The sequence below is a fragment of the Microbacterium sp. A8/3-1 genome (genome assembly GCF_040267695.1).
Taxonomy (GTDB): Bacteria; Actinomycetota; Actinomycetes; order Actinomycetales; family Microbacteriaceae; genus Microbacterium; species Microbacterium luteolum.
The window spans coordinates 2,726,566-2,752,013 of the sequence record NZ_CP158357.1 but is presented as its reverse complement, the minus strand read 5'-3'; the positions used below and the strand labels follow the sequence as shown (position 1 = coordinate 2,752,013).

Sequence of the window (25,448 nt, the reverse complement as noted above, 5' to 3'; positions counted from 1 at the left end):
TGGCGCTCACTGTGTGATCCTCTCAGGCTTTCGGTCGGCGGTCGTGCACGCGTCGTGACAGCAACGCGACGACGAGTGCGGAACCTGTCAGCCCGGCCGCGACCCAGACCGGCCCGAGCAGCCCCGCGCCGGTCGCCAGCGCGAATCCGCCGAGCACCGGCCCGACTGCCGCCCCCACATTCAGCGCGGCCGTCGCGTACGACCCGCCCATCGTCGGAGCACCGGATGGCGCGTAGAGCACCCGTGCGATGAGCGTGCTGCCCACACCGAACGACAGCATCCCCTGAAGGAACACCAGGGCGAGCAGCGGCACCGGGTGCGATGCGACCAGGGCCATCGCGACCCAGCCGGCAAGCAGCAGCGGTCCGCCGATGCCGAGCACGAGACCCGGATGCCGGTCCGACAGTCGTCCCGCAATGTTCACGCCAAGGAACGATCCGACACCGAACAGCACCAGCGCGACCGAGATCCATCCGGCATCCAGGTGGGCGACGTCGGTGACGACCGGGGCCAGGAAGGTGAACGCCGCGAAAGTGCCGCCGTTGACGAGGGCTCCGAGAGTCATCGCGAGGAGGAGGCGCGGCGAGGTCAGCTCGCGCAGCTCCTGCCGAAGCGATGATGGTGCGTCACGCCCCGCTCGTGCCGGGATGCCGCGCAGCACCCCGAGCACCGCGGGCAGGCAGAGGATGGCGATCGCCCAGAAGGTCGACCGCCAGCCGAGTGCGGTGCCGAACAGCGCGCCCGCGGGGACGCCGGCGACGGTGGCGATGGTCGTGCCCGAGAGCAACACTGCGAGGGCGCGCCCCATGCGGTCGGCGGGGACGAGTGCGGTCGCTGTAGTCAGCGCGACGGCGAGGAATCCCGCGTTCGCGAGAGCGCTCAGGATCCGCGTGAGCAGCAGGATCGGGAACGTCGGGGTGAGTGCTCCGACGACGTGGCATCCGGCGAAGATCAGCAGGCAGGCGATCAGCGTGAGCCGTGGCGGCCAGCGGCGGGCGAAGGCTGCCATGAGGGGTGCGCCGACGACCATGCCGACGGCGAAGGCGGATGTCAGCAGGCCGGCCGTGCCGACCGAGACGTCGAGGTCGCTCGCGATGGCGGGCAGCAGTCCCGCGAGCATGAATTCCGAGGTGCCCATGACGAAGACCGCCAGGGCAAGCAGATAGAGGGAGAAAGGCATCGAGTACTCCGAGGTGAGAGATCAAGAAAGGGAGCTTCTTGGTCACCACGGCCGTCGCCCGGGGACGACGGATCGGCGCCCGCACAGACAGCGGGCGTCGGGTTCAGCGGATCCGGGGGCTGGCGGTGTGACCGGCAGCCCCTGACCTGTCTGACTCAGGACTCGACATGGGGACGACTCTATTACGCGCGCGGCGCCCGTGCTCGGCGATAGTGCAGCGTCATGACGATGAACCAGATCATCAGAATCAGCACGGCGGGCACCTGGAACCAGAGCTGGTGTTCCGGGAGGGCAACGCCGAGCGCGATGCCGGCGACGAACGCGACGAGCGCGAGAACCGTGAAGATCATCCGCGAGGCCGGTCGGGTGATGGTCCGGAACCAGGACTGTTCAGTGTCGGCGGCGTTGGTCATGATCTCTCCTGAATCGGCATTTCTCATACGTTCCTGCTCGAACGCCGCTGGAGCACGAGGGTCGACAACACTGTGGCGCAGATCGCGACGCCGAACAGATACGGCATCCAAGCGACGAACAAGCCGGCTGCACCCACGAGGATCGCCGGAACGGACAGAAGCGTGGCGATGACAAGCAGCAGCGATATCCCTGACGCGATCAGGACCGCGATCGTCGGCCAGCGGGTGGCTGGCGATCCCAGGTTCGTGCGGAGGGGCATGAACCTATTGTCCACAACATCCCGCGGTCGTGGGGCCTCGGCTAGTGAAAGCGGGAGCGTGTGAGAAGCGTTCCCGCTTTCGGAAGAGCCTCGGCCTAGAGCTCCCCGCGAACGGGCCGCGCCACGTGATGCGGAACCCGGATGGCTGAGCTCAGGTAGAAGACAGCGATGATCAGCGCCACCGCGCCACCGGTGACAGCGAGTGGTGGACTCGGTGAAGCGAACGCTCCGATGGATGCTGTGGTGCCCTGGACGAAGAACAACACGCTGAGGAGAATTCCGCTGCCTCGTGTGCTGGTCATCTTCCACCAGGGGCGCGGGGCGTCAGATTCACCCATGCCACGGAATGTTCGTGCTGCCACCACGACGGCCGCTACGAGAGCTATGACCGCCCACGCGAACCCGAGTTCGTAGCTGATGGCTGCGAGCGGAATCACAGTGAGTGTGATCCCGACGACGACGATGAGGAGATACCCGACCTTGGTGGACGGCGTCTTGATGCGCATGGTCTTCCTCCCTGTCTACGGTACGGCTGTGTACGTCGTGTAGCTGCAGTAGTTGAAGCCGCAGCTGTAATACGTCACCTTGAGCCGCCACTTGTTCCAGTACGCCTTCTCAACTTGTGCAGCAGGCGCCAGTCCCATGCAGGCGATGCTGACCGGGTAAGGAATCGGAGCGAGGCTGCACGCGTTGCTGACGCCCTTGAGCCCGTTGTACATGCTGACAACCTGGTCTTTGCTCAGGTAGCTCACGTATGTGTTGTACGTCGGATCCGCGACCACGGGATAGGCGAAGCTGCTGCTGTGGTCGACGACCTGCGTGAGAGTTTGACCATTCAGCTCATAGCGAGTGGGAACATCCTTGCCGGCTGCGTCTTTCGCCCACGGCGCGGCGAAACTTCCTAGAACCTCACCGGTCGCGTCATCGATCACAGCCGCGCCCCCGTCACGCAGAACGAGGCTCGAAGCCTCGGGAAGATCGATGGGGTAGTCATAGCGCGTCGGCGCAGCCGCACTGTCGATCACGGTCGCGACCTGCACCGATCCGGTGTCGTGCACGAGAACGACGCTGCTCGTCGAGTTCCCGTTGTCATACGTGACAGTTCCAGGATCCGTGGAAGAACCCGCACTGGCTTTATCGGCGAACGGAAGCCCGATTGTCGCCACCCCGTCACCCGCCGAAATGGACACACCATCAGAGGCGGTCGTAGACACCTCGACCTCGAGTCGATCGATGGTTACGATGCTCTCCCCGCTTGCCAGCAGCGGGATATCGATAGTCGCCGCCACATCAGCAGGGGCGACCTTTGCAACCGCATCAACCGCAGATTCGTCATCCGCGATTGCCGGGGGCGCGAGCCACATAGCCGACAGCAGCATCGCTGCTCCCGCGGCAGCACCAACACTGAACTTCCTCATTTCAACCCCCGTACCTTCATCCCCGCGATCACAGGGTCCTGGTCGATTCCTCCGCGGTTCCGCGTTGCTTCGGGCCGCGGCTTCCTATTCATCCGAGATCAGATCGGACTCGTCGATGAAGTCGAACAGCTCTCCGACCATCGACTCATCCTCAAATAGCGACCTCATGCGAGGGAGTAAAGCACACAGACGCGGTCGAACCGATATAAAGCATCAGCATCCTCGGGCGCCAGCTCATCCAGCGAACGGATGCCCGACGTCAGCGTCCCGCGCCCGAGCGGAGAGAACGCCACCCCGAATCGGTGTCGGTGGACAGCTCGCGCAGCATCGGCGGCATGGCTTCACTCTCTGGGCTGGCAGGCGTCTCGCAGAACGAACCCTCCACCCCGCAACACCGCGCCGCTGATGTGGGTGCTGTCGGGGTGTTGTGCCGCTCTCGCGGCCCCATCCCAGCGCCCTTCACTCCAACGGCGCAGCACGGTCGGGTTCGGGGCCGAGGAGCGCGCCGAAGATGAGCAGCGAAGACGCCGCGGCGAGCACGACGGCCACCGCAGTGCCCACGCCGAGCGTGCTCTGCAATCCGGGCAGCCAGAACGGGTAGAGCGCCGGGATCACCATGGAGAGCGAGTAGCCGACCCCGTATCCGCTCGACCGCACGGAAACGGGAAAGCGCTCGGCGAGATAGGCGCCGACCGGGCCGTAGGCCGACACGGTGACGATCTGCACGACGGTGACGGCCAGCACGGCGCCAGCGCCTTGCGCGGACATCGCCCACATGAGGGCCAGCGGAGCGGCGATGATCGCGAGGCCTCCGAAGGCGACGAAGAAGCGGCGCCGTCCGATCCGCTGCGAGATTGCACCGCTGGCGATCATCGCCGCAGCCGAGACGAGGGTGGCGACCAGCATGATGAGCGGCACGGTGGTCGGGCCGATCTGGGGTGCTTCGCTCAGCAGGCCGGTGAGCACGGGGATCGCCATCTGCGTGAACAGCCAGAGGCCGGTCATCAGCGTGAACGCCTGCCAGAGCTGGCGGCGGAACGGTCCGATCAGAATGTCGGACAGAGGTCGGGTGCGGTGGCGGACGCTCGTCGAGACGGGGGAGTCGTGGACCCCGACGGAGTAGTAGCCGAGCATCGCCACCGCGAGCAGGGCGCCGGCGATGAACGGCATCCGCCATCCCCACATCGCGTAGTCGTCGGCTCCGAGCACCTGCAGGAGCGTCAGGGTGAGCGCGGCGATGAATGAGTTCGCGAGCGGGGACATGGCCATGATGCCGCCGCTGAGCAGGCCGCGCTGGCGTGGAGTAGACCATTCCATGGCGAGCGGGATCGCCGCGGAGTATTCGCCACCGAGAAAGATGCCTCCGACGAAACGGAGCGCGACGAACGCCCAGAGGGTTGCTTCACCACCGAGGTCGTGGTTCGGGATCAGGGCGATCAAGAGCGTTGTGATCGCGATGCCGGCGATCGCGACCTTGGTGGTGCTCGTGCGGCCGTAGCGGTCGGCGAGGCTTCCGAAGATGGCGGCTCCGAGCGGGCGTCCGAACAGGGTGGCGACGAAGATCAGGCCAGTCTGAGCAGGGTCGGGACTGAGCACGACCGCGGCCGCGGGGGCGAGCGCGATCACCGGCAGGAAGATATCGACCTGGTCGACGAAGTTGCCGAGCAATCCGCCGCGGACGGCCTTTCGTGCTCGAGAGGACGTTTCGGGTTCGATGATGAGGCGCGACATATGACTCGACTTCCTACGGCGGCATGACCCGCATCAGGTGTGAGGGTCGGCGCTGCGTCAGCGCCCTCTCAGTCCCTGCCGGGACTCCCCTGTGGTTGGAAGGAAGTCTAGGGGAGGCGCGGTTCGCTCAAGATCTCCGGGGACTGCGCCTGGCCAGACACCGTCCGCCCCTCCGCGAACCGCGCCTGCGCCCGATCCTGCCGTTTGCCAACCTCGACCATCTCCGTCGCCTTCGGCAGCCCCATCGGTTTCGTCGACACGTACACGCTCTCGGCGCGATCGACGAGGAAGGTCTCGTGCCAGATGCCGACCGCGCCCGGAGCCTTGCGCGCCATCTTGTTGAAGCGGGTCCAGGCGGGGCGGTGCTCCTGCGACGGGCTGGACGCATAGGCGTAGAGCTTGTCGACCGATGACCAGTACTGCACGACATAGGGTCCGCCGGATCCGAACAGCAGCTGGTAGCCGAGCATGCCCGAGTCGGGGTCGATGGAGAGTTCGCGCAGCATCGGTGGCATGGCGAAGAAGGTCGGCAGCCACAGGTCGGGTCGCCACCAGCGGTTGATCTGCATCCCGATGTGGAACACGACGAGCTCGCCCTCGTGGCGGTGGGTCATGCGGCCCGTGATGACTTTCGACATGATGACTCCTCCTGATTGGATAGCTTCACTATCTATAATGGATAGCGCTACTATCGAAGTCAAGAGGTGGCCATGAGAATTTCCGAACTGTCAGCCCAGACGGGCGTGACCGTGCCGACGATCAAGTACTACCTGCGCGAGGGGCTGCTGCCCGAGGGTGAGCGCAGCGCGCCGACCCAGGCCGCCTATGGCGAGAAGCATGTGGAGCGGCTGCGGGTGATCCGGGCGTTGCTCGACGCGGGAGTGAGCATCGCCGAGACGCGGCGGGTGCTGGCGGCGCTGGATGATCCGCCGGAGAGTCCGCACTTGCTCCTGGGCGCGGCACATGGGGCGATCACTCCGCCGATGGATGACGCGCTGGATCTGACGGAGGCCGAGCGGCTCGTCGAAGGTCTGGGGTGGAAGCCGGGGATGTGCGACCCGGCGGTGCTGAGCGCAGTCGCGCGGGCGCTGCAGGGGCTGGAGAACGCGGGGTTCGTCGTGCCGGATGCGGCGATGGCGGAGTACCTCGCGAGCATGCGGCGGATTGCGGATGCCGAGATCGCCGGGGTGCCGTCGGCGTCCGCGGAGGCTGCGGTGCGGTACGTGGTGCTGGGGTCGGTGTTGGTGGAACCGTTGCTGCTGGCATTGCGGCGGGTGGCGCAGCAGGTGAGTTCCGGGGAGAGGTTCGGCCGACGAGTCTCCTAGACGAGAAGCCGGTGCAGACTAGTCCGATTGGCGCGTATCCTTCCCATCTTCCGACCGTTGCGCCGCAAGGCTCGGGTGAAATGGGAGAGAATCGAGCGTGACTACTGATCTAGGAATCGTGCTCGGATGGGTGCGGAGGACTCCGGGTCAGCCGATCGCCGCGGACTTGGTCCCGGGAGCTTCGGCGGACGAACGCCGAATGTTGAGCGTGCTGGGCGGTCTCGTGTCGGCCATCGTTGCAAAAGACTCGCTTGTCGGATGGCCCGCTGACGTTCAGGCCTGGCTCAGCGATGGACCGTCGGCGCCAGCGACGGTTGTCGAAGCGGCGGTGCGTGCGGTCAGGGAAACGCCCGACGAGACTTTGGCAGCGATCTACGCACAGCTCGTATCTAGCTCGAACCGCCGAGCGCTTGGCACGTTCTTTACGCCTCGCCCCGAGGTTCAGCTAATGCTCGACATGTGGCAGGAAGCGGAAGGCGACCCGTCGACGGTGGTCGACGTGGGCGCAGGCGTGGGCGTATTCACGGTGTCCGCTTCCCAGCGCTGGCCGACCGCAGGCGTGTACGGCGTCGACGTCAACCCTGTGACGCTCGGTTTGCTTGCTCTTCGGGCTTGGATCGGCCAGATGCGACTAGAAGAGCCTGCGTCGCGCGCGGCCGGTATCCGTATCGTGCGCGAGGACTTCACCACCTGGATCGAGCGACTCGAACTGACTCAGGGGCCAAGGCTGATTCTGGGCAATCCGCCGTATACCCGGTCCCAATTGATGTCCGCGGCGGATCGCACTCGGCTGGAGCAAGCGGCGGGAGGTCTCTGTGGCGCGCGCGCCAGTTTATCCGCGCTGATTACAGCTATATCACTGCTGCATTTGGGGCCGAAGGACGGGATTAGCCTGCTGTTGCCAGCTCAGTGGCTCGAGTCGGAATATGCCCGTCCCCTACGCAATCACCTCTCGGCGCTCGAGAACAGGCGGATCGAGCTGCGGCTGGTCGATTCCCGGCTTTTCGCCGACGCTCAAGTCGATGCAGTCGTTCTGCAAGTCGGGCCCGAACGTGCGGGGCCCGCGGAATTTGTCGTTGCTGCGTGGACTCGTGAACGCCAGAGCCACCGGCGCCGTCTGATTTCTCGCAACCGGCTACTAGACGTCTCTTGGCGAGCCCTGTTCGAGGAAGAGTCCCTCTCAACCTTTGGCGAGGAGGAAGCGGATGCTCCTCTGTCCGACTTCTGTCGTCTCCGTCGTGGAACGGCGACCGGCGCCAACGACTTCTTCGTGCTCAGCGACCAGGATGTGGAGCACCATGGACTCCGAAAGTGGGCGATACCGCTAGTTAGGAGGCTGTTCAAGTATTCGGACGATATCGGAACGGAGGAGCTCGAAAGAGCTGGGGTCTTGGAAAAGCGCTGGCTGCTTGTCGCAACATCCGAAGACAGGATCCCGGGCGGTGCGCTGGACCTATACCTCTCGACAGGTGAGGTGGCCGAGGTCGATAGAGCCTACCTCTGCCGCGTCCGCCCGAGAGATTGGTACGATCTGCACCACGACCTCGTTGTTCCTGACATCATCGTCGGGCCAATGACCCGTGAAAAAATGCGGTTCGCGACAAATCGGGCGGGCGCTGCGATCGTTAACAATCTCTATGGCTGGTCGTGGGCCGAAGATCTGCCCTCTGAATCTCGGGTCGCAATCGTCGAATGGCTCCGGACCCCGGAGGGTCAGCGCGCCGTCTTGGGCGCAGCGCGGAGACAAGGCGCTGGGCTTAAGAAGATCGAGCCTCGGGCTCTCGCAAACGTTAGAATTCCGCAACGGGTGGCCCAGAGTCCCCGGTCCATGCTCTGACAATCTAGATCGCGGGCGGGAGGCCCTCAAGGAGCACCGATCGTGGTAGTCGGATGCGTGCTTCGGTCCATCGGCCACGCCGGTCAGCGGGTAAGTATGGGGCGATCGCGGATGCACGGCACCATCCGATGACCTGCGCCGACCCGCCAACAGCTTCGCAAGCAACCATCGCCCAGGCGCGACTATGTCGGCCGATTTCAAACTCGTTCCGAGACAGGAAGAAAACAAAGAGATCGCGGTGATATTGCATTGTCGTTTTCACCTCTAGTAGCCGAGCCTGTCCGGTTAGCGTGGGCGCGGACACGTCATACCCGAGCGTGTCGTCGAGCAAGCTCACCTGCATCACTTTGGCTGCCAACTCCACGTGTCCAAGAGATTTGAGTTCGGCGCGACAGGCTTCGATGACGGCGGCTTCACCTGCTGCCCCGATCTCGATAAGGGCGAAGGGGTCGGCCCTATCGGTGGTTACACGCCGAAGGTGACGGACCGCATCGATATCTGAAAGGCTGGCAAGTACGAACAATGCAGGGCTGGGAACGAGTCGGTCTACTTGTTGGAAAACGAGACCGACATCGAGAAGGATACCCAGCCCACTTTGGAGGTCGTCGCTCCGGTGCTCGCCTTGGCTCATCACGAGCGGGAAACTACGTATCGCATCCTTCTGCGTGCTTCCGGTGTGGTCCGTCATCCTCGCGACCCGCACAGCGGCAAGTAGTTGGTGATCCGTGAAGAGGGGCAAGATGCGATCGTTTCTAGTCCGGGAGGCGGCGTTGCAGATGCGCGATCACTTCAATGAGATCGAGCTGATCATCGAGAATCTCCCCGGAGTCGTCATCATCGGGAAGCGCCATCTGGACTAGTACGGGATCATTCAGCATGAGCGCTAGCCGGCGGGTCTTGTCCTCCACTCGGCCGTTGACCCGTTCGTCGATTGTTCCCTCGCTGGTGAGGATCGTGATGCGCGTGTCCACGTCTTCCGGCAGACCGAGCCGATGGATCCGATCCACGGACTGAAGGTAGTGACCAGCGTTGAAGGTTCGATCAATGTAAATCGCGTCGTGACACCAGTGATGGAGGCTGACGCCCTCCGACATCGCCGCGGGGTTAGCGAGAAGAACCCAGCAGTCGGGGCTATTTCGGAATCGGTCAAGCTCCCGCTCGCGCGTTCGCACGCCAGGTTCGGCGTCTTCAATGCTCGGAATCGCCCCGTAGATGAGTGCCGGGTTGACACCTGCGAGCATGAGCTCGAGATCCCGGAGATTATCGGGAAAGTTTGACCAAACCAGAGTCTTGCGCCCCAGCCGTACGTTGTTCTCGATGATGCGAAGAGCGCGATCGATCTTTGCGGGCACCTCGTGGTCCGCGTAGGTGTCGATTAGCCCGGCCAACCGAGAGCCGGGAGGAATTGCGAGAGCAGGGTAGCGATACTGGCGCGAAGCGTCGGAATTGCTAGACAGCAGGCGCGGGCTGCATGCGGCCTGCAGAAGATACATAGTGATCTCACCCATCTGCGCCAGCATCGCGGCGTCTCGACGTCCGAGATCGAGCGATCCGGCGTATCGGTCGAGCATGGCGTCGTAGATCTGTTGCTGCAGGTCTCCCATGGGGACAGGGTCGAGCACAATACGTGGGTCTCTTAGTCCCAATTCATTCTTCGTGGTGCGCACGTAAAGCGGGGCGACCACGCTGTTGAGCATCCGCATGTCAGCGTCCGATGCGTCGTTTCGGGCTGTCGCGGGAGGTATAGCACGGCGTGCGACGCCTCCGGGCCAGACGATGTCGAGCACGGCCAGCAGATCCCGCGGCTGATTGGGGGCGGGCGTGCCAGTGAGAACGTCTCGGCGCACCGCGAACGGTGCAAGGCGGAGCAGCGCGCGTCCCCACTCACCAGCGGCGCCGCGTTTTGCCCGATGGGCTTCATCGACGACGAGGTGGGTCGGATGACGCAGCATCAGACTCATGAGGGGGTCCACTGCTGCCGGCACACGCTGATAGTTGAGAAGAATAACGTCCGTGTCGGGCAACGGTCCGCCCCGCCACCGCCCAATGCTCAAAGGCGGGTCCAGGACTTCGGCGACGTCCTCTTCCCATGCGCTGAAAGCTGATATGGGGGCTATCACCACAAGTTTCGTCGCTCTTCCCATCGACCGCTCACGCGCATGTAGGGCATACGTCACGGTCGTTTTTCCTGCGCCGGGGACGGAAAAGTTCGCGCCATGTTGCAATCGCGCAAGCGCTTCGAAGTCTCTACTCTGGAAAGGGCGAAGATTGCGGATGATACTTCGGTCCGGGTCGTGATTACGGGTCAAAGTCCCTGAGTTCTCAGTAGCGCCGACACCCCTGAGCGCGGAGCTGAAAGCGCGCTGGTCGCGGAGGCTGCGGCTGAGGAGACCTGTGACCCCCTCGTCCGCCTCAAGACTGATTCCGAGTTCGATTAGTAAACCCTGAAGGGAGAGTCGCTCTTGAAGGAGTCGCTCCGGCTCGACCGATAGTGGCTCACCGACGGGTGGTGTGCTGCCGGCGAGTTGAAGGCTGATCCGGTACCAATCACCCGCCGGCAGATCATGCGCAACAGCGACTATGCGGCCGGCTTGTCCGGCGAGAGTGAGAGAGAGTCTCGCAGAGTTAGGCATCGAACTCGGCTGCTTCAGCTCCGTCGCCCTGGGCAGCCTCGGTGACCTTCTCGAGAAGTTCAGTAACCTCGTCTATGAGCAGCAACATGTTGTCACGGTGTGGCGAGAACTCGGGCAATTCCGCAACCTCGTCCAAGGCGTCCAGCGCCTCCTTTAGCCCAGAGCGCGCCTGAGTGAGGCCGAACGCGGGTCGGTGTAGGCGGCTGCCCGCGAGGGAGCGCCGCTTCGAAGCGGCAAGCCCGCGCGAGACACTGGCTTGGAGGGCCTCCCGTACGTCAGCGGCGGGTGCGGTTTCGCCGTTGCCCAACGCGACTTCGGTGTCGCCGGCGCGGGTCGCGATCACCGCCAGGTTCAGGAGTTGCTTCACCGTGGACGTTTCAGGCGCTGGTGGGGCCGGCGGTTCGTCGCCGAGAAGGTCGACGCCAACAGGGCGGGTAGGGGGCTCTTCTGGCTCAGCGGGTGAACTGAGAGCTACCTCGGCGATCGCTGAGCCGAGATCGTTGCCCTCTTCCAGATCTGGCACGACGTCGGCCTCGACCCACTCGCCGTATGCATGCCTTAGCTTGTGCACTGAGTTGAACCCAAGCATGTACGCCAGCAGCCACCGACCGATGAGCAAGTCGCCTGCTTGGCGGCCGTCGCGTTGATCAGATTCCCGCACGTGGGTCAGTAGTTCGAACCAATTCTGCGCTTGGTCCTTCTCCTGGATGAACGCAGTCAGCGGAAGCATCGGCGTTGTCAGGCGGCGGGCACGTTCCATAAGGTCCAGAACCGCGCGCATGTCGGTAACGCGCTGCGTGCTTCGGATGCGAAGACGACGGGCGATCGCGGCGTCGGTGAGTCCGGCGCTCTCATGAAGCTTCTTCAGCATCATCAGCTCACTGACCAAGTTATAGGCGTCTTTGTGCTCGATCTGCTTCTGTAGGACGCTCTCCAGTTCAAGTTCCTGTGGCTCAACGACGTCAGCAGGAAGCACCGCGACGCGGATGGTGGAAGCTGTTATCCGGCCTTCCGCCCGAAGCTCGCGGAGCAGTACGCAACGCGTGTTGCCGTTGATGAGCTTACCTTTGCGCGTAATGAGGCCGGGCTGATCCTGCCCTTCGATGAGGCTCTCTTTGAGATCCTCGATGTGTCGGTGCGACGCTCGGACGAGGTCTGCGACCACGCGTTGCGCTGCGCTGGAATATGGATCGGTCCGCACGACATTCGCCTGCGGGTGTTCCTCGAGAGACGGAGCAATACGGAAACTCTCGGCATTGAGGACGGGGAGATCGAGCGGAACCTCCACGACCTCGAGGAGTACGCCGCTTCCCCGGAGTGGAACTCGCATTGTGTCGCGCGGCCCCGCCTGTTGTTGGTACTGAGCCAACGCTTGCACGATGTGCTGTGCCCTGTTCGCTTCTGTCACGATCTGCTCCCGGTATCTAGCTCGGCCTCTCTGACGAATCTAGCCTTCGCGTGCGACTCATCGGATGAACCACGCAACGTGTCCGTTCGAGGAGGGGATCATCTCGTGTCGGGACCTGGCAGGGAATCGCGCGAGAGCGAGGGAATGAGACCGATCAGGTTTGCGCGCGCTGCTTCGAGCCTGCCTCATAGTTGCGGTTCGTCAGGTAGCTGTGGAGATAGTCATCGGCTAGCAGACGTGGAATCTGGTGGCGGTGCTGTGGGGAGGGATCGAAGCGCAGGGCTTTCTTTCCGTCCGCGATGCTAATGCGGATATCGTAATCGGGATAGGCCTCGACGAATGCAACGAGCTTCCTCGTTGTCAGGTTCTTAGCGTAGTCAGGATCGGTCTGCATCAGCCGCGCGACATAGGCCATCTTCGCCCGCATGCTTGGGTCGTCCATCACAGCCTGCTCAAGCTGGGGGAATCCGTCAATCCGAATCTTTGCCGTAACACTTGCCAGCGTTTGGCGGGCAAGTTGGCGTGCCTTTTCGGGTGCGTGAAGTTTGGTCTGGATTAGGGTAGCGGTTGTGAAGTAGGCGAAGCCGGCACACGTGAAGACGTCAAAGTTCGGTTCGTAGAACAGCACGTCGTCTCCGATGGGGCGATAGATGCCATCACGAGGGATTAGCGTGACGCCGCGGGATCGGCGCGTTACGATGCCTGGCCCCTTCATTCGGTACGCGACAATCCGATTCGTCCCGGTGCCAACGGCATGTGCCATAGCGACGACTGCGTGTCCTCCGGCGTCGTAGGGCGCGTCACCCCTCCGAACTGCCGCGTCTGTAACAGCGAGTTCAGGGATCTCGCTCAGCTTCTCGACGAGCACCTGTGAAGTGCTCGTTTGATACGAAGGATCGTAGTCGAGAAACTGCTTGCGGCTCAGAGATTCTAGTCTCCGCCGCACGTCGTTGGCCACTCCCGTGGCCATATAGTCTACTAATTCGAAGCGCGATAGGTCCGCCCCGACTATTGCGTCACCGCGCAGGACGAAGTTGTCCAGTCCGGTGAATTCCGCGTTGAGCGCGTCGGTGAGTACATGGCGCTCTTCCTCGGTTGTCACGATCGTCCCTTCAATTGAATAGCTACACCATCTCCAAGGTAGCGGCACTCAACGACTCCTTGTTGGGCGATGTGCGCACCCTTCGTGAGCAACATGGTCGATGCTCCACTGGTAGAGGTGATTTTGTAGAGTCGATATCCCAGGATCGCCAGGGTTGGGTTGAGGTGATATAAACCAGCTCGGACGTAGATGATCATCATCAGCAATGTGAGCGCTGACGTAGCGAGGAGAGAGGTGACGTCGTCTCCACTGAACGCCGCAACGACCACTGGCACCACGTAACTGGCAGCGAACCCGAGCACGCGTTCATCTTCGTGTGTCACTTGGATCACCTCAACGGGGCGCGCCTGCACTCTGCTGAGGCTACGGAGGACGAAGTAAAGGAGGACGAACGACGCGAGGCAGCCGGCGAAGATGATCCAGCCGGTCCATTGAAGCGCGTTGAGTTTCAGAATCGCGAGCAAAGCAACCAACGGCGCGAATGCCGACGCGAGGAGACCAGCGCCCACGACGTTCTTCATGCTTCCGACTGTAGGGGTAACTACCGCCGTCGTGGAGACGTGATTTGCCCGCCAAGTGATGTCGTCAACTAGTCACTTGACAACCGGCGAGCGAAGATCGACGTGTGTCGCCCCTACTCCATCATTGCGGTGACTGGGCCCTCATATCGAGGAAGCTGAAGTATCTTCGGGCCCCCAGCACCGCTCGACAAGGGAAGGGTGTGCTGATAAACAGTTGCTGTCAGTGACTCGTCCGACGGTGCCCAGGCCTGCCAGATCCGCATACGTCCTCCCGACGTAGTAATCAGGCCTTCATGATCGGTTTGAAGTTCTATCTGGTCGACAACAACAAGCTGGGTGACAATCGTCGATCTCGCGTGCAGCACTTCATTGCGCGTTAGAGTCACGGCTTGCACGGTGCGAGTTGAGCCCTTCACCTCGACGTGGGCCTCACGCCCCTCCAGGGTCATTCTTAGATCGTAGGGCTTACCTACCTCCTCCACATCTCGCGCCCCGAGCGACTCGTAGTAGGCGACTGCGGCTGTGACCGCGTGCATTTCGATCGCGGAGCGGACTACCGAATTTGAAACGAGACCTTGTCCCAGGCCAGCCCATTGCCCAACGAAGGTATCCATCCCAACCAGCGCCGGCGGCCGAAGTCGCAACCCCCAACGTCCCCGGCCGAGCCCGTCGGTCGAGTAGAAAACGTCTCCATTGCCGGCGATAAAGGCCGCCGAATCCGAGGAAGACTGTTGAATCGTCCGCCTAACGATGGCTTGCCACGAAGGGGGAAGAGCGCCGCGCCGGGCCGCAACCTCAGCGTAGATCTCGTCGTATTGCCCCTCTCCATCAAGTGCGGACAGTGCCTCGATGATTGATTCCCTCCAGGTATGCATGGCTAAAGATATTCCGATATTCCGCTCGTATCCAACCGCCCGAGCTTTCGTAAGTCGCCGCCGCTCGTCGGGTTAAAGTCAGCTGGAAAGGGCAGTCGGGCCGACGGTCGGGAAAGCAGACGCGGCTCACACGACAAGTTCAACTCGAGTTAGTCGGGCCCGAGAGCCCTCCTCACGGACGACTCTCGACGAGTCCTCATGTCGCGACATCCCGGACACAGCCCGAGCAATCTTGATGCGGTGTGCCACCTGCGTGGCGCACGGCACTGATACATTCTGCCCCCACGCGCAACCCGACCGCCGGTAAGAGCGCGGGCAGTTAGACGAGGCCTGTGCTTCGGCGCCAACTGACGCTCGCTGTCGCACCTATCGCACGATCGCGACCAGCGACAGCTAGAAGCTGCCCAAGCTTGCGGCTAGCGTGTAACGCTCACCAACAGAAGCGCATCGGTTGTCGGGGGAGTGATGGTGTATCGCATTTACGTTGAGCGGAATGGCGTCCGGACCGAGTTCCTCGGCAACGATGATGAACTACTCGAAGGCGGTTCGTTCATCGTGGTATCAGGCTCAGCGCAAGCTGTCGTGGAGTGTTCTGAAGGTTACTGCGACGCCTGGGCGCGGGTGCCCGTCGACCGGGATGCGCCGTTAGGCTCGGCCAAGATGGGTAACTACCTCGGTCAGGTCCGCTCGAAAGAGGATTTTCCGCGGATATGGGAGGCCTACTCGCGCCCAAACGGCCGCCCCGACGTAGCAGCCGTGCCCTCTCCGTATGGTGCAGGCGACCTAGGTGGCGCTGTCGTTGAGCTGATCCGATGAGCTAGCCCCCCTGACAAACAATAAACCCGCGACTACTCAAACCCGCCCGTCAACCGCCCTCTCATCCGCTGGCTGCTTACATTCATCCCGATGATCTCCACAGTCTTCCCCAACGCCACGTACTTCGTCTCAATCGCATCCAGCGCGGCAACGGTCGACGCATCCCACACATGCGACCCCGACAGATCAACGACCACCCGCTCTGGATCCACTGAGTAAGAGAACAACGTAGTCAGATCGTTGCTCGAAGCGAAGAACAACTCCCCCTCCACGACATACGTCACAACATCGCCAGCCGCATCCAGCACCCGGCGAACCGTCACGAAGTGCGCCACCCGCCGCACGAACAGCACCGATGCGACCAGCACCCCACCCACAACCCCGACCGCCAGATTGTGGGTCACCAGCACCAACGCGACCGTGGCGATCATCACGAAGGTCTCGCTCTTCGGCATCCGCTTCAACGTCGACGGACGCACGCTGTGCCAGTCGAACGCTCCGATCGCGACCATGATCATCACTGCCACGAGGGCCGCCATCGGGATCGTCCCGACGAAGTCCCCGAACACGACGACCAGCAGGAACAGGAAGATCCCGGCGCAGAACGTCGAGATGCGGGTGCGGGCTCCGGACGCCTTCACGTTGATCATCGTCTGACCGATCACGGCGCAGCCGCCCATACCGCCGAAGATCCCCGACAGCACGTTCGACACTCCCTGCGCCCACGCCTCGCGACCCTTGCGCGAGTGCGTGTCGGTGATCTCGTCGACGAGCTTCGCAGTGAGCAGCGACTCCATCAGCCCGACCAGCGCCACCCCGAGCGCGAACGGGGCGATGATCGTGAACGTCTCCCACGTCAGCGGGACGTTCGGGATGAACAACGACGGAAGGCTGCGAGGCAGCTCGCCCTGATCGCCGACGGTCGGCACGGTGATCGCGAACGCGAGCACGACTCCCGTCACGATCACGACCGACACGAGCGGAGCCGGCACGATCTTCGTGATCTTCGGCATCACGATCATCACGATGATCCCGAGCGCCACCAGTGGATACACCAGCCACGGCACATCGATCAGCTGCGGGAACTGCGAGCTGAACACGAAGATCGCCAGCGCGTTCACGAACCCGACCATGACGCTGCGGGGGATGAACCGCATCAGCTTCGCGACGCCGAGCACTCCGAGGATCACCTGGAACAATCCCGCGAGGATCACCGTCGCGATGAAGTAGTCCAACCCGTACGTCGGCGCGACCGGAGCGATCACCAGCGCCACGGCACCGGTCGCTGCGGTCACCATTGCCGGACGTCCGCCGAGGAACGCGATCGACACCGCCATGATGAACGACGAGAACAGCCCCACCTTCGGGTCGACCCCGGCGATCACCGAGAACGCGATCGCCTCGGGGATCAGCGCGAGCCCGACGACGAGTCCAGCCAGGACCTCGCGGGTCAGCATCCGCGGATTCTTCAGCGCCTGAAGCACCGTGGGATTCGCCCGATAGCGGGCACGATCATCGATCGTCATTGCAGACATGGATGCTCCAGGGACGGGCGCCCCGAGAGGCGGGGCAGACGTTCCAGCGTAGAGCGGATGGTCCCGCTCACGAGGCGCGCGGAAACAGAACTTGATTGTGGTCGGTGGCGAACCTGTGATCGGGCACTGGTCTTCTCGCGAAGGCATAACTACAGATCGCGGTCTAGTCGGACTCGCCGTCTAATCGTGGATGAAGCACGATAGCGCAGTCTCAGTCAGCAGCTGTCGAACCGAGGCGGCCACGCTCGGCCGAGCGAGTCCAACGTCGCGCCAGGCCGGCCCAGTGCGCGAGGCCTTCGTTCATTTGTGCTTCTGAGTTGTAGATCCTGCGTCATCGACTCAGACCGCGCGGCTCTGGTGGCGCCCACGGGTTCCCAAGGGAGACAGCAGGTCCCAAAGCGCTCCCGTTCGTCGAGGAACAGGTCGACTCCCCACGAGAAACTCGGCCGTGAATGTGCTTGTCGTAGGATGAGCGGATGACGGGCTCCTGGCACATTGATCGCCTTCGTGTGCAGAACTTTAGGCAGTACGAAGCTCTCAGCGTCGACTTCGGCTCCGAAGTCACGCTGCTTATCGGTGAGAACGGCGCTGGAAAAACGGCAGTACTCGATGCAATCGCGACATTGCTCTCGACGGTGCTCGCTGATCAGAAGCATGGTGGGAAGAACTTGCGCCACGTCGACGCTCGAGTTGTCCCATCTGACCTCGACTATCTTCAGCGCGCGGCGACTATCGAGTCCGCTTACCCAGTTATAGTTGAAGGCGAAGGCGAACTCGATGGGGCCACGTTTCAATGGGCGCGCACTATCCGCTCACCGTCTAATCGCCCTACCTTGGGCAGCCGTGATGTACGAGAGTTCAGCTCAGGCTTGATCAATCGGGCAGTTAAGGCCCGCGAGCTAACGGACGCGGTAGTGTTGCCGGTGATCGCTTACTATGGGGTCGAACGCCTTGTGGGTGAACGCAGGGCGCAAGGAGATATTCCCGTCTCCCAGCGCGGCGCGTATCATTCTGCACTTGACCCTCGCTCGGATCTGAAGAGGCTCTTTACATTCCTGAGAAACCTTGACAATCAGATACTGCGCGCTCAAGCCTACGGAGATGAAAATCCTCTGGCGGCGCGGCGGCAATTTGAAGCAATTGAAAAAGCTTGTGAGTTGATTCTCTCTCCCGTCGGGTGGAGGCGAATGCGCTGGAACGACTCGATCAATGGTCTCACGCTTACGCATGGCACTCATGGGACTTTGCCCCTCTCGATGCTTGCGACGGGTCCTCGGATCGCAGCCGGCCTCGCGATCGACCTCGCAAGTCGAATGGCTCGCGCAAACCCCCACCTTGGTGGAGAAGATCTCCTCTGCTCGACTCCCGGCATCGTGCTCATAGATGAGGTAGATCTGCACCTTCATCCATCGTGGCAGCAACAGATTGTACCGCTGCTTCGTAAGACGTTCCCGCGCGTCCAATTCATCCTTACAACGCACAGCCCTCAAGTGATCTCCACCGTCGAAGCCAAGAATATTCGGATCCTGAACGGGACCGAGGCATCGACGCCGGAGTTCGCAGAAGGGCTGCGCTCGAACGTGGTCTTGGAGACTCTCCAGGGGGTTGATCCTGCACCACCGACGCGGTCGCGCAGGATGCTAGAGCATTACATGCGTCTCGTCAGTGCAGGGGATGGTAGTTCCGTCCAAGCGGTCGAACTCAGGCAGGAAGTCGAGCGCGAGCTCGGAGGTCCGGGGCTGAATCCTGAGCTACTCAAGGCTGACGTCGCCCTCGCTTTCGAAGGTTGGGACTAAGCGGCGTGTACGGCATGGTAAGGGGTGATGCTCCCGCGGCCCTAATACAAGTGAATCGGGCGGTGCCAGCAATTCATGGTCTAGGCCGAGTTGCGTACGAAGACCTGACCGCCGCAGTAAAGAATGATATTCGCGCGCAACTTTATGTTGCTCAGAATGGTAGATGCGCATATTGTGAAGAGCGGATTTCTGCCGATAGCAGGTCTTCTAAGATAGAACACTTTCACCCTCAAAATCCCCAGGGACCATCCACCGCGGCTTGTACGGACCGTACAGGGCTTGCGCGAGCAATCATCGGACGCGCCGATGTCACTTGGCGAAACCTTCTCTTATGTTGTTTGGGTAATCAGGGGAGTTCTTATGCTGCCCAAACATGCGACACTCGAAAGGCAAACGTCGATATTTGCGAGTCGTCATACAATCCGAGATATATTCCTGGAACGCGCCGCTCTCTCGTATCGGTAGGAAACGACGGGGTTGCGACCGCTGTATATCACCCAGATGCGCAGGACTCAGCTCAGCTGGTAATAGACAATGTACTAAACCTCAATCTTCGTCGACTGAAGGACAATCGCTCGCTTCTATTCAGCGAGTATCTAGATCGCTTCACTCAGCACTCGCGGAGAGCATCGACGGCGCAGCCGAGGTCGCAACTGCGTGAGAAGTTTCTCGACAAGATCCGTCAGGACATCGCTGGCGGTGCAGGCTACCCGTCAACATTGGCCAGCATCGCGGTCTACATCGAGGAGCGGGCCGGTGCCTAGATTGTGTGATTCGCGCGCAGGACGAGCATTCGGGTTGCGTTGGAGCGTCGCACTCGGAAGCCCTGTTCGCTACAGGGAGACCTGCCGCGAGCGAAGGCGAGCCCAGGGGCCGGAGGCAGGCCGGGAATGGATCTGATCTTGAAGGCCACAGCCTTGCCATGTGGGCCCATCACCCGCGGTGCTCTGCCCCGCGGCCGTGGCCTCCGCCCCGAATGAGGTAGGTACCGAGTGGGCCCTAACTCGGGAACTGAAGGGTTTGCATCCAGGAGCGGCAAACGCTGAGACAACGCAGCGGCAGCATCCACCCGATCGGCCACCGCCTCGCACGTCCCCGCCATACAGCGGGCCGCGCGGAGCGAGTGCGAGCCGCCCGCTGCGCAATAACTCCTTCGCGGGCGTGCATGCCCAGGAAGGAGTGCTCGCCTCCGACCGCTCTGACTAGACGATCGCGACGTGGATGCCGCGCTTTGTGGCGACGTCCTCGCCGCCCGGACCTGCATCGATGGAGATCGGGCCGTAGTGGCAGACGCCGGTCACCCCGCGCTCGTCTTCCGCAGCACCACCGTCAGCCGCACGGCCGACACCAGGAAGAACACCGCACCCAGGACCGCGTACCCGGCGACTCCGACGATCATCTCGCTGCCCTGAAGACCCTGCGCGACGAACGCCCCGCCGGCGAAGAGCGAGATGCCGCCCGACAGCATCTGCGGAACTTGCCCGCCGGAGCGGCGGTTGCGGATGGCGGTGATCAGCTGCGGAAGACCCGCGCCGATCGCCCACACACCCCACACAGTCAGCGCGACCGACGGGGAGACCGTCGATGCCCAGCCGAGCGCGATCGCGACGAGCACGCTGACGACGACGTTGATCCATTCGGAGACCTTCGTCCGACGACTCTCGCCCTCGGCGCGGATCTGCCAGAAGACGGATGCCGCGTCGAACAGCGGATACGCGATCAACAGGATCGTGAGGAATGGACCCATGGTGCCGCCGGTCAGGAACAGCAACGCCGCCCAGACGACGGCGAACCCGAAGCGGACGAAATAGAGGCGGCGCAGCGCGCTGCTCAGGGTGGGGGAGGTGGTGGTTTCAGACATGCTCAACGTTTCCTTCTGATGGAGATCGACTGGTAGAGTTACTAGTACGTCTACATCGGACGCTAGCCTGCCTTCGCCCCGAACGCAAGCCGCTCCATCACCGTCAGGGATACATTCAGTGCATGCGAACCGCCCTTTCCTCGACCCGCGAACACGTCGAGAACAACCGATGAAGACGATCGGCGTGCTCGGCGGAATGAGCTGGGAATCCTCGCTCGAGTGGTACCGGCTCGCGAACGAGCGCGTGCGCGAACGCCTCGGCGGACACCACTCCGCGCGCATAATCCTCGACTCGCTCGACTTCGCCGAGATCGAGGAACTTCAGGCACGCGATGACTGGGATGCCGCGGGCGCCCTGCTCGCCGACCACGCCCGCGGTCTCGAACGCGCGGGCGCCGACCTGATCGTGCTCTGCACCAACACCATGCACCTCGTGGCCGACCGCATCCAGGACGCGATCAGCGTTCCCTTCCTCCACATCGCCGACACCACGGCCGCGGCCGTGCTCGACACCGGCATCCGAAGAGTGGGGCTCCTGGGCACGGCCTTCACGATGGAGAAGCCCTTCTATCGCGAACGCCTCGAAGCGCAGGGGATCGAGGTCCTCGTCCCGAACGCACAGCAGCGCGCCGGGGTGCACGCCGTCATCTACGACGAGCTCGTGCACGGTGTCATCCGTCCCGAATCGCGCGCCTTCTACCGCGAGGTGATCGACGAGCTCGTGGCTCAGGGCGCCGAAGGCGTCATCCTCGGCTGCACCGAGATCGAGCTGCTGGTCTCCGCCGCGGATTCGCCGGTGCCCGTGTTCCCGACGGCATCGCTGCACGTCGATGCCGCGCTCGCCGCGGCGCTGCAGGAACCGTGAAATCCTGGAACCGCTGATGCCACCCGCCCGATCCAGACCGGAGCCCGACGTGCACGATGAGACGACCGCCCCTGTGGCGAAGGCATCGCGCGGGGCGAGCACGCGTCAGCGGATCCTCGACGCCGCCAACGAGCTGTTCTACAACCATGGCATCCGCGCGACGAGCGCCGACCGCATCATCGAGCAGGTCGGCATCACCAAGGTCACGTTCTACCGGCACTTCCGCGCGAAGAGCGACCTCGTCGTCGCCTACCTGGAGCAGCAGTCGGCCGCCGAGCAGGCCTGGTTGACGAGCACGGTCCACGAGGGAGACCCCCTCGCGACGGCGCGCACTGTCGCCGCAGGCATCGGTGCGGCCAGCTGCAGCCCCGGATTCCGCGGATGTGCGTTCATCAACGCGGCGGCCGAGTATCCCGACCCCGAGGATCCGGTCCGCATCGCCGTCGACGCGCACCGCGCCTGGCTCATCGACTTCTTCTCGGCGATCGCCGAGCAGGCGGGGGCACGCGACGTGACGTCCGTCGCGAACCAGCTCATGATCCTCCGCGACGGCGCGATGGTCAACGGCTACCTCGGCGACGCCCCCGCGCTCGCCGCGTCTCTCGAGGCCGGCTTCGCCTCGATCCTCGGGTCGGTCGGCGACGGCAGACGGTGACGTTCGCGCGCGCCCTTCCCTCCCGGACGGATGCTGCGCGAGGCTGAAATGGCAGACCCGCGTTCCCTTTGAGGTTCGACTCTCGTCGTAGTCTGGTCGGGCCCGCCTGCCGCGCCAAGGAGATAAATGAACCCGTTGATTCCAGGACCCACGGACGTTGCCTGGTCCGTGGTCTGGATCGCGGCCGTGGCCCTCGCGGTGGTCGCCCTGGTCACGCTGTTCCGAACGAAGGCAGCAGTCGGTGTGGCTGCAGCAACGCTCTGGGCGTTCGGGATCATCCTGATTCCGGTCATCGGGGCGTCCGTGTGGTTGATGGCAAGTAGACGCCTGCGGCGTGCAGAAACGCGGAGGAAAGCCGCCGCCTCGGGTTCGGAAGCAGCTTGACCGGAGTGGCGATCAACCTGGGTTGATCGTTCCGAGTCGTCCCTAACTCACGCGGCAACCTTCTTCCGCGGCACCACCGTGAGCCGCACCGCCGACACCAGGAAGAACACCGCACCCGGGACCGCGTCCGTTCGCGCGCGCCCTTCCCTCCCGGACGGATGCTGCGCGAGGATGAAGAGGACCGCCGACGAAGGAGACCGCCGTGACGCTGCCCCAGGCCTCGCCGCCGAACACCGCTGTCGACGCTCTCCCCGGCGCGACCGTGATCGGACGCATCCGACGCCTGCTGATCGTCGCGTTGGTCGCCGGGGTGTTGTTCCCTGCCTTCACGCGCGGCAGCAGAGGTGGCTGCCCCGGTGGCGTCAGTTCTGACGGCGGGTTCGTCGATGCGACCGGACAGGCGGTCGACCAAGCTCCGCGCTGCGTGAACCTCGAGCTCGGACCCAACCCCCTCGTCTTCGTCGGCATCGCGCTGATCGTGCTGCTCGCGATCGGACGGGTCATGAGGGTGGCCGACGAAACTGCGGCCGTGCGCATCCTCGACCGCGCGGCGATCCTCGTCGTCGTGCTCGTCCTGGTCGCCGCGGTGGTCTCGCAGGTGTGGTTCCGCCTGGTTTCTCTGGAGACTTTCGACAGTGACTCCTGGTCGCTCGTCAGCCCGTTCCCGTTCGCGATCATCGACGTCGAGATCACTCGGATGACGACGCGCTGATTGATGACCCCGATCCGCGCGGTGCTGTTCGACCTCGACGGTGTCGTCCGCCATTTCGATACGGACTTCACCGCCGACATCGAGGCTCGGCACGGCCTCTCGCCGGGAGCGGTGCTGGATGCCGCCTTCGAGCCGGATCTGCTGGCACAGGTGACGACCGGCGCGATCTCCCGCCAGACGTGGGTCGAACTCGTCGGCGCAACTCGGCTCGGTGGCGGCGGCAGAAGAGTGGGGGCGACAGCCGTCTGAGGTCGACCCCGGGGTGCTCGCGATCGCGGACGCGCTTCGTGCCGCCGGCATCCGCACGGCCATCCTCACCAACGGCACCGACACGATCCCCGCCGAGGCCGCGGAGCTCGGCCTCACCGCGCACTTCGACGCCATCTTCAACTCCGCGGAGATCGGCTGGGCGAAGCCCGACATCCGCGCCTTCCAGCACGTGCTCGACGCCCTCGGGCTCGCGGGTGCGGAGGTGTTCTTCACGGATGACTCCGCCTCGAAGCTCGTCGGTGCGGAAGAACTGGGGATGCCGACACATCGGTTCGCGTCAGTGGAGGGGCTTCGTGTTGCTCTGCGGGCGGCGGGGGTCGGGGTCTGAGGCGCGTTTCGCGGCGCGGGGGTGGGGACGCTTCGACAAGCTCAGCGACCTAACGGGTCGAGTTCAGCGATGCACGTGGGGGCGCTTCGACAAGCTCAGCGACCCAAGTAGCGGGGGCGCTCAACGACCGAGGGCGACCGGTCGGTACCTCTGCACGACCACGCCCGACCGGAACTCCTGGCGCTCCACGAGCTCGAGCTCGATCCTCTCGCGCAGCCCGTCGAAGAGTCTCGGACCGCTTCCGGCGAGCACCGGATGCACGGCGAACGTGTACTCGTCGATCAGGCCGAGATCGGCAAGCGCGAGGGTGAGCGTCACGCCGCCCACGGAGAGACCCTTGCCCGGTTCCTGCTTCAGCGTGCGGATCGCCGCTTCCAGGTCGCCCTCGACCAGCTCGGCATTCCAGTCCACCGCCGTGAGGCTGCTCGACACGACGTACTTCTTCGCCCGGTCGATGCGCTCGGCGAAGCGGACCTCCGACTCATCCATCCAGTCGGGCCAGACGTCATCCGCCGGCCGCCGCCAGGCGGACTCCATCATCTCGTAGGTCACCCGGCCGTAGATCTCGGCATCGGACCGATCCATCTCGGCGGTCCAGAAGTCCATGAACTCCTCATCGGGAGTGAGCCCCGCCTCGTGATGGACGCTGCCGTCGAGCGTGACGTTGATCGCATACCGCAGTGGTCTCATCTCGTCGCTCTCCTTCGATGCGCAGCGGACTCTCCCGGACGGTACCAGATGCTGATCGCGAGCGCTTCGTCTCGCTGAAGACCCGCACTGAGCGAGCGGAGCGAGTCGAAGTGTCGCTCAACGACCGGGTGGCCGATCGCTCAGTTGCCGAGGCCGTCGAGCGTCCAGTGATAGCGGAGGCGGAGGCCGCGCTCCATGCTGGCCAGCGCCGCACCGGTGCCGAGGGCGATGTTGAGCCACAGGGGGAGATGGATGGGCGAGACGAATGTTCCGAAGCGTTCCGCGATCGGTGGGATCTCGGAGATCACCTGCACCAGTTGCGGGACATTCACTCCCACGCCGACGATCAGGACGACGATCGCGGTGGCGGCGATCCACCGGCTCGCCACCGGATGCGTCTGCTCGAGTCGCAGACGGCGGCCGACCGCCGACCTCGGATGCGGGGTGAGTCGGCGCTCGGATCGGTCGGGCGTGACGTAGTGCATCCGCCGGAGACCGTACGAGCCCGCCGCCACCTGGACCACGCCGCCCTCGACGGCGAACTTCGCCGGCAGCCTCGACACGACGGCCTGCGCCCCGTCGCGATAGAGGTAGGCGCGAGGGTCGCCGTCCTCATGGGACCGCACATCCACCGCATAGATCACATCCGACGCGCCCGGCCGCGGCACTGCCAACGAGAACAGCTTTCGACCTGACACCAGATGCCACCAGCGGAAAGGTTCGAGCGGACGCCCGTCTCCGCGCTCCTGGCGGCGGGGCATCGCGCCGTCGTCGGCATCGCCGAGCATGCCGAGCGCATCGGCATCGTCTTCATCGAACATGGAGATGCTCCT

26 protein-coding genes and 1 riboswitch are annotated in these 25,448 nt (G+C 63.5%); of the genes, 9 read left to right on the top strand and 17 right to left on the bottom strand.

Translation table 11 applies throughout. The features are described 5' to 3' along the window. Nucleotides 1–22: 22 nt before the first annotated feature. The 7 genes from ABS642_RS13445 to ABS642_RS13415 form a co-directional block, all read right to left on the bottom strand. Nucleotides 23–1,180: a Cmx/CmrA family chloramphenicol efflux MFS transporter gene (locus ABS642_RS13445; RefSeq protein WP_350350479.1), complete on the bottom strand. Its 1,158-nt coding sequence runs from the start codon at nucleotides 1,178–1,180 to the stop codon at nucleotides 23–25. 182 nt (nucleotides 1,181–1,362) lie between these two features. Continuing rightward, complete coding sequence (locus ABS642_RS13440; RefSeq protein WP_350350478.1) at nucleotides 1,363–1,593, bottom strand: hypothetical protein; 231 nt, start codon at nucleotides 1,591–1,593, stop codon at nucleotides 1,363–1,365. A gap of 23 nt (nucleotides 1,594–1,616) precedes the next feature. Continuing rightward, on the bottom strand, nucleotides 1,617–1,853 hold the full coding sequence (locus ABS642_RS13435; RefSeq protein ID WP_350350477.1) for a hypothetical protein: 237 nt from the start codon (nucleotides 1,851–1,853) through the stop codon (nucleotides 1,617–1,619). Between the two features lie 95 nt (nucleotides 1,854–1,948). Then, entirely contained in the window at nucleotides 1,949–2,359 is a 411-nt protein-coding gene (locus ABS642_RS13430) for a hypothetical protein (protein ID WP_350350476.1), read from the bottom strand. A 15-nt stretch (nucleotides 2,360–2,374) separates the two neighbouring features. Further along, nucleotides 2,375–3,271, bottom strand: a complete 897-nt coding sequence (locus ABS642_RS13425; protein WP_350350475.1) for a hypothetical protein — start codon at nucleotides 3,269–3,271, stop codon at nucleotides 2,375–2,377. 459 nt (nucleotides 3,272–3,730) lie between these two features. After that, nucleotides 3,731–5,002: an MFS transporter gene (locus ABS642_RS13420; RefSeq protein ID WP_350350474.1), complete on the bottom strand. Its 1,272-nt coding sequence runs from the start codon at nucleotides 5,000–5,002 to the stop codon at nucleotides 3,731–3,733. Further along, nucleotides 4,996–5,103: riboswitch (TPP riboswitch) on the bottom strand. Its footprint overlaps the gene before it by 7 nt. Before the next feature lie 6 nt (nucleotides 5,104–5,109). After that, nucleotides 5,110–5,640 carry a DUF4188 domain-containing protein gene (locus ABS642_RS13415; RefSeq protein WP_350350473.1) on the bottom strand — a complete coding sequence of 177 codons (531 nt, stop codon included), beginning with the start codon at nucleotides 5,638–5,640 and terminating at the stop codon, nucleotides 5,110–5,112. A gap of 72 nt (nucleotides 5,641–5,712) precedes the next feature. Here ABS642_RS13415 and ABS642_RS13410 point away from each other — a divergent pair, with 72 nt between their 5' ends. Next, nucleotides 5,713–6,327 (top strand): MerR family transcriptional regulator, encoded by a 615-nt coding sequence (locus tag ABS642_RS13410; RefSeq protein ID WP_350350472.1) that lies wholly within the window; start codon nucleotides 5,713–5,715, stop codon nucleotides 6,325–6,327. A 199-nt stretch (nucleotides 6,328–6,526) separates the two neighbouring features. Then, on the top strand, nucleotides 6,527–8,164 hold the full coding sequence (locus ABS642_RS13405; protein WP_350350471.1) for a hypothetical protein: 1,638 nt from the start codon (nucleotides 6,527–6,529) through the stop codon (nucleotides 8,162–8,164). Nucleotides 8,165–8,168: 4 nt separating this feature from the next. Here ABS642_RS13405 and ABS642_RS13400 read toward each other — a convergent pair whose 3' ends face one another. The 7 genes from ABS642_RS13400 to ABS642_RS13370 form a co-directional block, all read right to left on the bottom strand. Beyond that, nucleotides 8,169–8,852: a DUF3883 domain-containing protein gene (locus tag ABS642_RS13400; RefSeq protein ID WP_350350470.1), complete on the bottom strand. Its 684-nt coding sequence runs from the start codon at nucleotides 8,850–8,852 to the stop codon at nucleotides 8,169–8,171. Between the two features lie 64 nt (nucleotides 8,853–8,916). Further along, nucleotides 8,917–10,308 (bottom strand): DEAD/DEAH box helicase, encoded by a 1,392-nt coding sequence (locus tag ABS642_RS13395; RefSeq protein ID WP_350353438.1) that lies wholly within the window; start codon nucleotides 10,306–10,308, stop codon nucleotides 8,917–8,919. A gap of 481 nt (nucleotides 10,309–10,789) precedes the next feature. Continuing rightward, entirely contained in the window at nucleotides 10,790–12,205 is a 1,416-nt protein-coding gene (locus tag ABS642_RS13390) for a hypothetical protein (RefSeq protein WP_350350469.1), read from the bottom strand. Between the two features lie 154 nt (nucleotides 12,206–12,359). Continuing rightward, on the bottom strand, nucleotides 12,360–13,307 hold the full coding sequence (locus ABS642_RS13385) for a Kiwa anti-phage protein KwaB-like domain-containing protein (RefSeq protein ID WP_350350468.1): 948 nt from the start codon (nucleotides 13,305–13,307) through the stop codon (nucleotides 12,360–12,362). Further along, nucleotides 13,304–13,828, bottom strand: a complete 525-nt coding sequence (locus ABS642_RS13380; RefSeq protein WP_350350467.1) for a hypothetical protein — start codon at nucleotides 13,826–13,828, stop codon at nucleotides 13,304–13,306. Before ABS642_RS13380 ends, ABS642_RS13385 begins: the two co-directional genes overlap by 4 nt. Before the next feature lie 113 nt (nucleotides 13,829–13,941). Further along, the gene (locus tag ABS642_RS13375; RefSeq protein WP_350350466.1) at nucleotides 13,942–14,703 is read right to left on the bottom strand and encodes a DUF3883 domain-containing protein; all 762 of its coding nucleotides are present in this window, start codon (nucleotides 14,701–14,703) and stop codon (nucleotides 13,942–13,944) included. Nucleotides 14,704–15,551: 848 nt separating this feature from the next. Next, nucleotides 15,552–17,054 (bottom strand): SulP family inorganic anion transporter, encoded by a 1,503-nt coding sequence (locus tag ABS642_RS13370; RefSeq protein WP_350350465.1) that lies wholly within the window; start codon nucleotides 17,052–17,054, stop codon nucleotides 15,552–15,554. Between the two features lie 476 nt (nucleotides 17,055–17,530). On the opposite strand from ABS642_RS13370, the gene ABS642_RS13365 reads away from it, so the two are divergent. Next, a complete protein-coding gene (locus ABS642_RS13365) occupies nucleotides 17,531–18,850 on the top strand; it encodes an AAA family ATPase (RefSeq protein ID WP_350350464.1) in 1,320 nt (439 codons plus the stop codon). Between the two features lie 1,297 nt (nucleotides 18,851–20,147). Here ABS642_RS13365 and ABS642_RS13360 read toward each other — a convergent pair. Then, nucleotides 20,148–20,711 carry a hypothetical protein gene (locus ABS642_RS13360; protein ID WP_350350463.1) on the bottom strand — a complete coding sequence of 188 codons (564 nt, stop codon included), beginning with the start codon at nucleotides 20,709–20,711 and terminating at the stop codon, nucleotides 20,148–20,150. A 169-nt stretch (nucleotides 20,712–20,880) separates the two neighbouring features. Between ABS642_RS13360 and ABS642_RS13355 the strand changes: the two genes are divergently transcribed. The 6 genes from ABS642_RS13355 (at nucleotide 20,881) to ABS642_RS13330 (ending at nucleotide 23,925) form a co-directional block, all read left to right on the top strand. Next, on the top strand, nucleotides 20,881–21,576 hold the full coding sequence (locus tag ABS642_RS13355; RefSeq protein WP_350350462.1) for an aspartate/glutamate racemase family protein: 696 nt from the start codon (nucleotides 20,881–20,883) through the stop codon (nucleotides 21,574–21,576). A 49-nt stretch (nucleotides 21,577–21,625) separates the two neighbouring features. Next, the gene (locus ABS642_RS13350) at nucleotides 21,626–22,231 is read left to right on the top strand and encodes a TetR/AcrR family transcriptional regulator (RefSeq protein WP_350350461.1); all 606 of its coding nucleotides are present in this window, start codon (nucleotides 21,626–21,628) and stop codon (nucleotides 22,229–22,231) included. Between the two features lie 126 nt (nucleotides 22,232–22,357). Beyond that, complete coding sequence (locus tag ABS642_RS13345; RefSeq protein WP_350350460.1) at nucleotides 22,358–22,615, top strand: PLDc N-terminal domain-containing protein; 258 nt, start codon at nucleotides 22,358–22,360, stop codon at nucleotides 22,613–22,615. A 202-nt stretch (nucleotides 22,616–22,817) separates the two neighbouring features. Beyond that, nucleotides 22,818–23,327 carry a hypothetical protein gene (locus ABS642_RS13340; protein WP_350350459.1) on the top strand — a complete coding sequence of 170 codons (510 nt, stop codon included), beginning with the start codon at nucleotides 22,818–22,820 and terminating at the stop codon, nucleotides 23,325–23,327. Between the two features lie 3 nt (nucleotides 23,328–23,330). Then, nucleotides 23,331–23,576 carry a hypothetical protein gene (locus ABS642_RS13335; protein ID WP_350350458.1) on the top strand — a complete coding sequence of 82 codons (246 nt, stop codon included), beginning with the start codon at nucleotides 23,331–23,333 and terminating at the stop codon, nucleotides 23,574–23,576. Further along, nucleotides 23,539–23,925 (top strand): HAD-IA family hydrolase, encoded by a 387-nt coding sequence (locus ABS642_RS13330; protein ID WP_350350457.1) that lies wholly within the window; start codon nucleotides 23,539–23,541, stop codon nucleotides 23,923–23,925. The genes ABS642_RS13335 and ABS642_RS13330 overlap by 38 nt, the downstream gene beginning before the upstream one ends. Before the next feature lie 120 nt (nucleotides 23,926–24,045). Here ABS642_RS13330 and ABS642_RS13325 read toward each other — a convergent pair whose 3' ends face one another. Together ABS642_RS13325 and ABS642_RS13320 are read right to left on the bottom strand one after the other, a co-directional pair. Further along, nucleotides 24,046–24,615, bottom strand: a complete 570-nt coding sequence (locus ABS642_RS13325; RefSeq protein ID WP_350350456.1) for a dihydrofolate reductase family protein — start codon at nucleotides 24,613–24,615, stop codon at nucleotides 24,046–24,048. Between the two features lie 140 nt (nucleotides 24,616–24,755). Then, complete coding sequence (locus tag ABS642_RS13320; RefSeq protein WP_350350455.1) at nucleotides 24,756–25,436, bottom strand: hypothetical protein; 681 nt, start codon at nucleotides 25,434–25,436, stop codon at nucleotides 24,756–24,758. Nucleotides 25,437–25,448 lie beyond the last annotated feature (12 nt).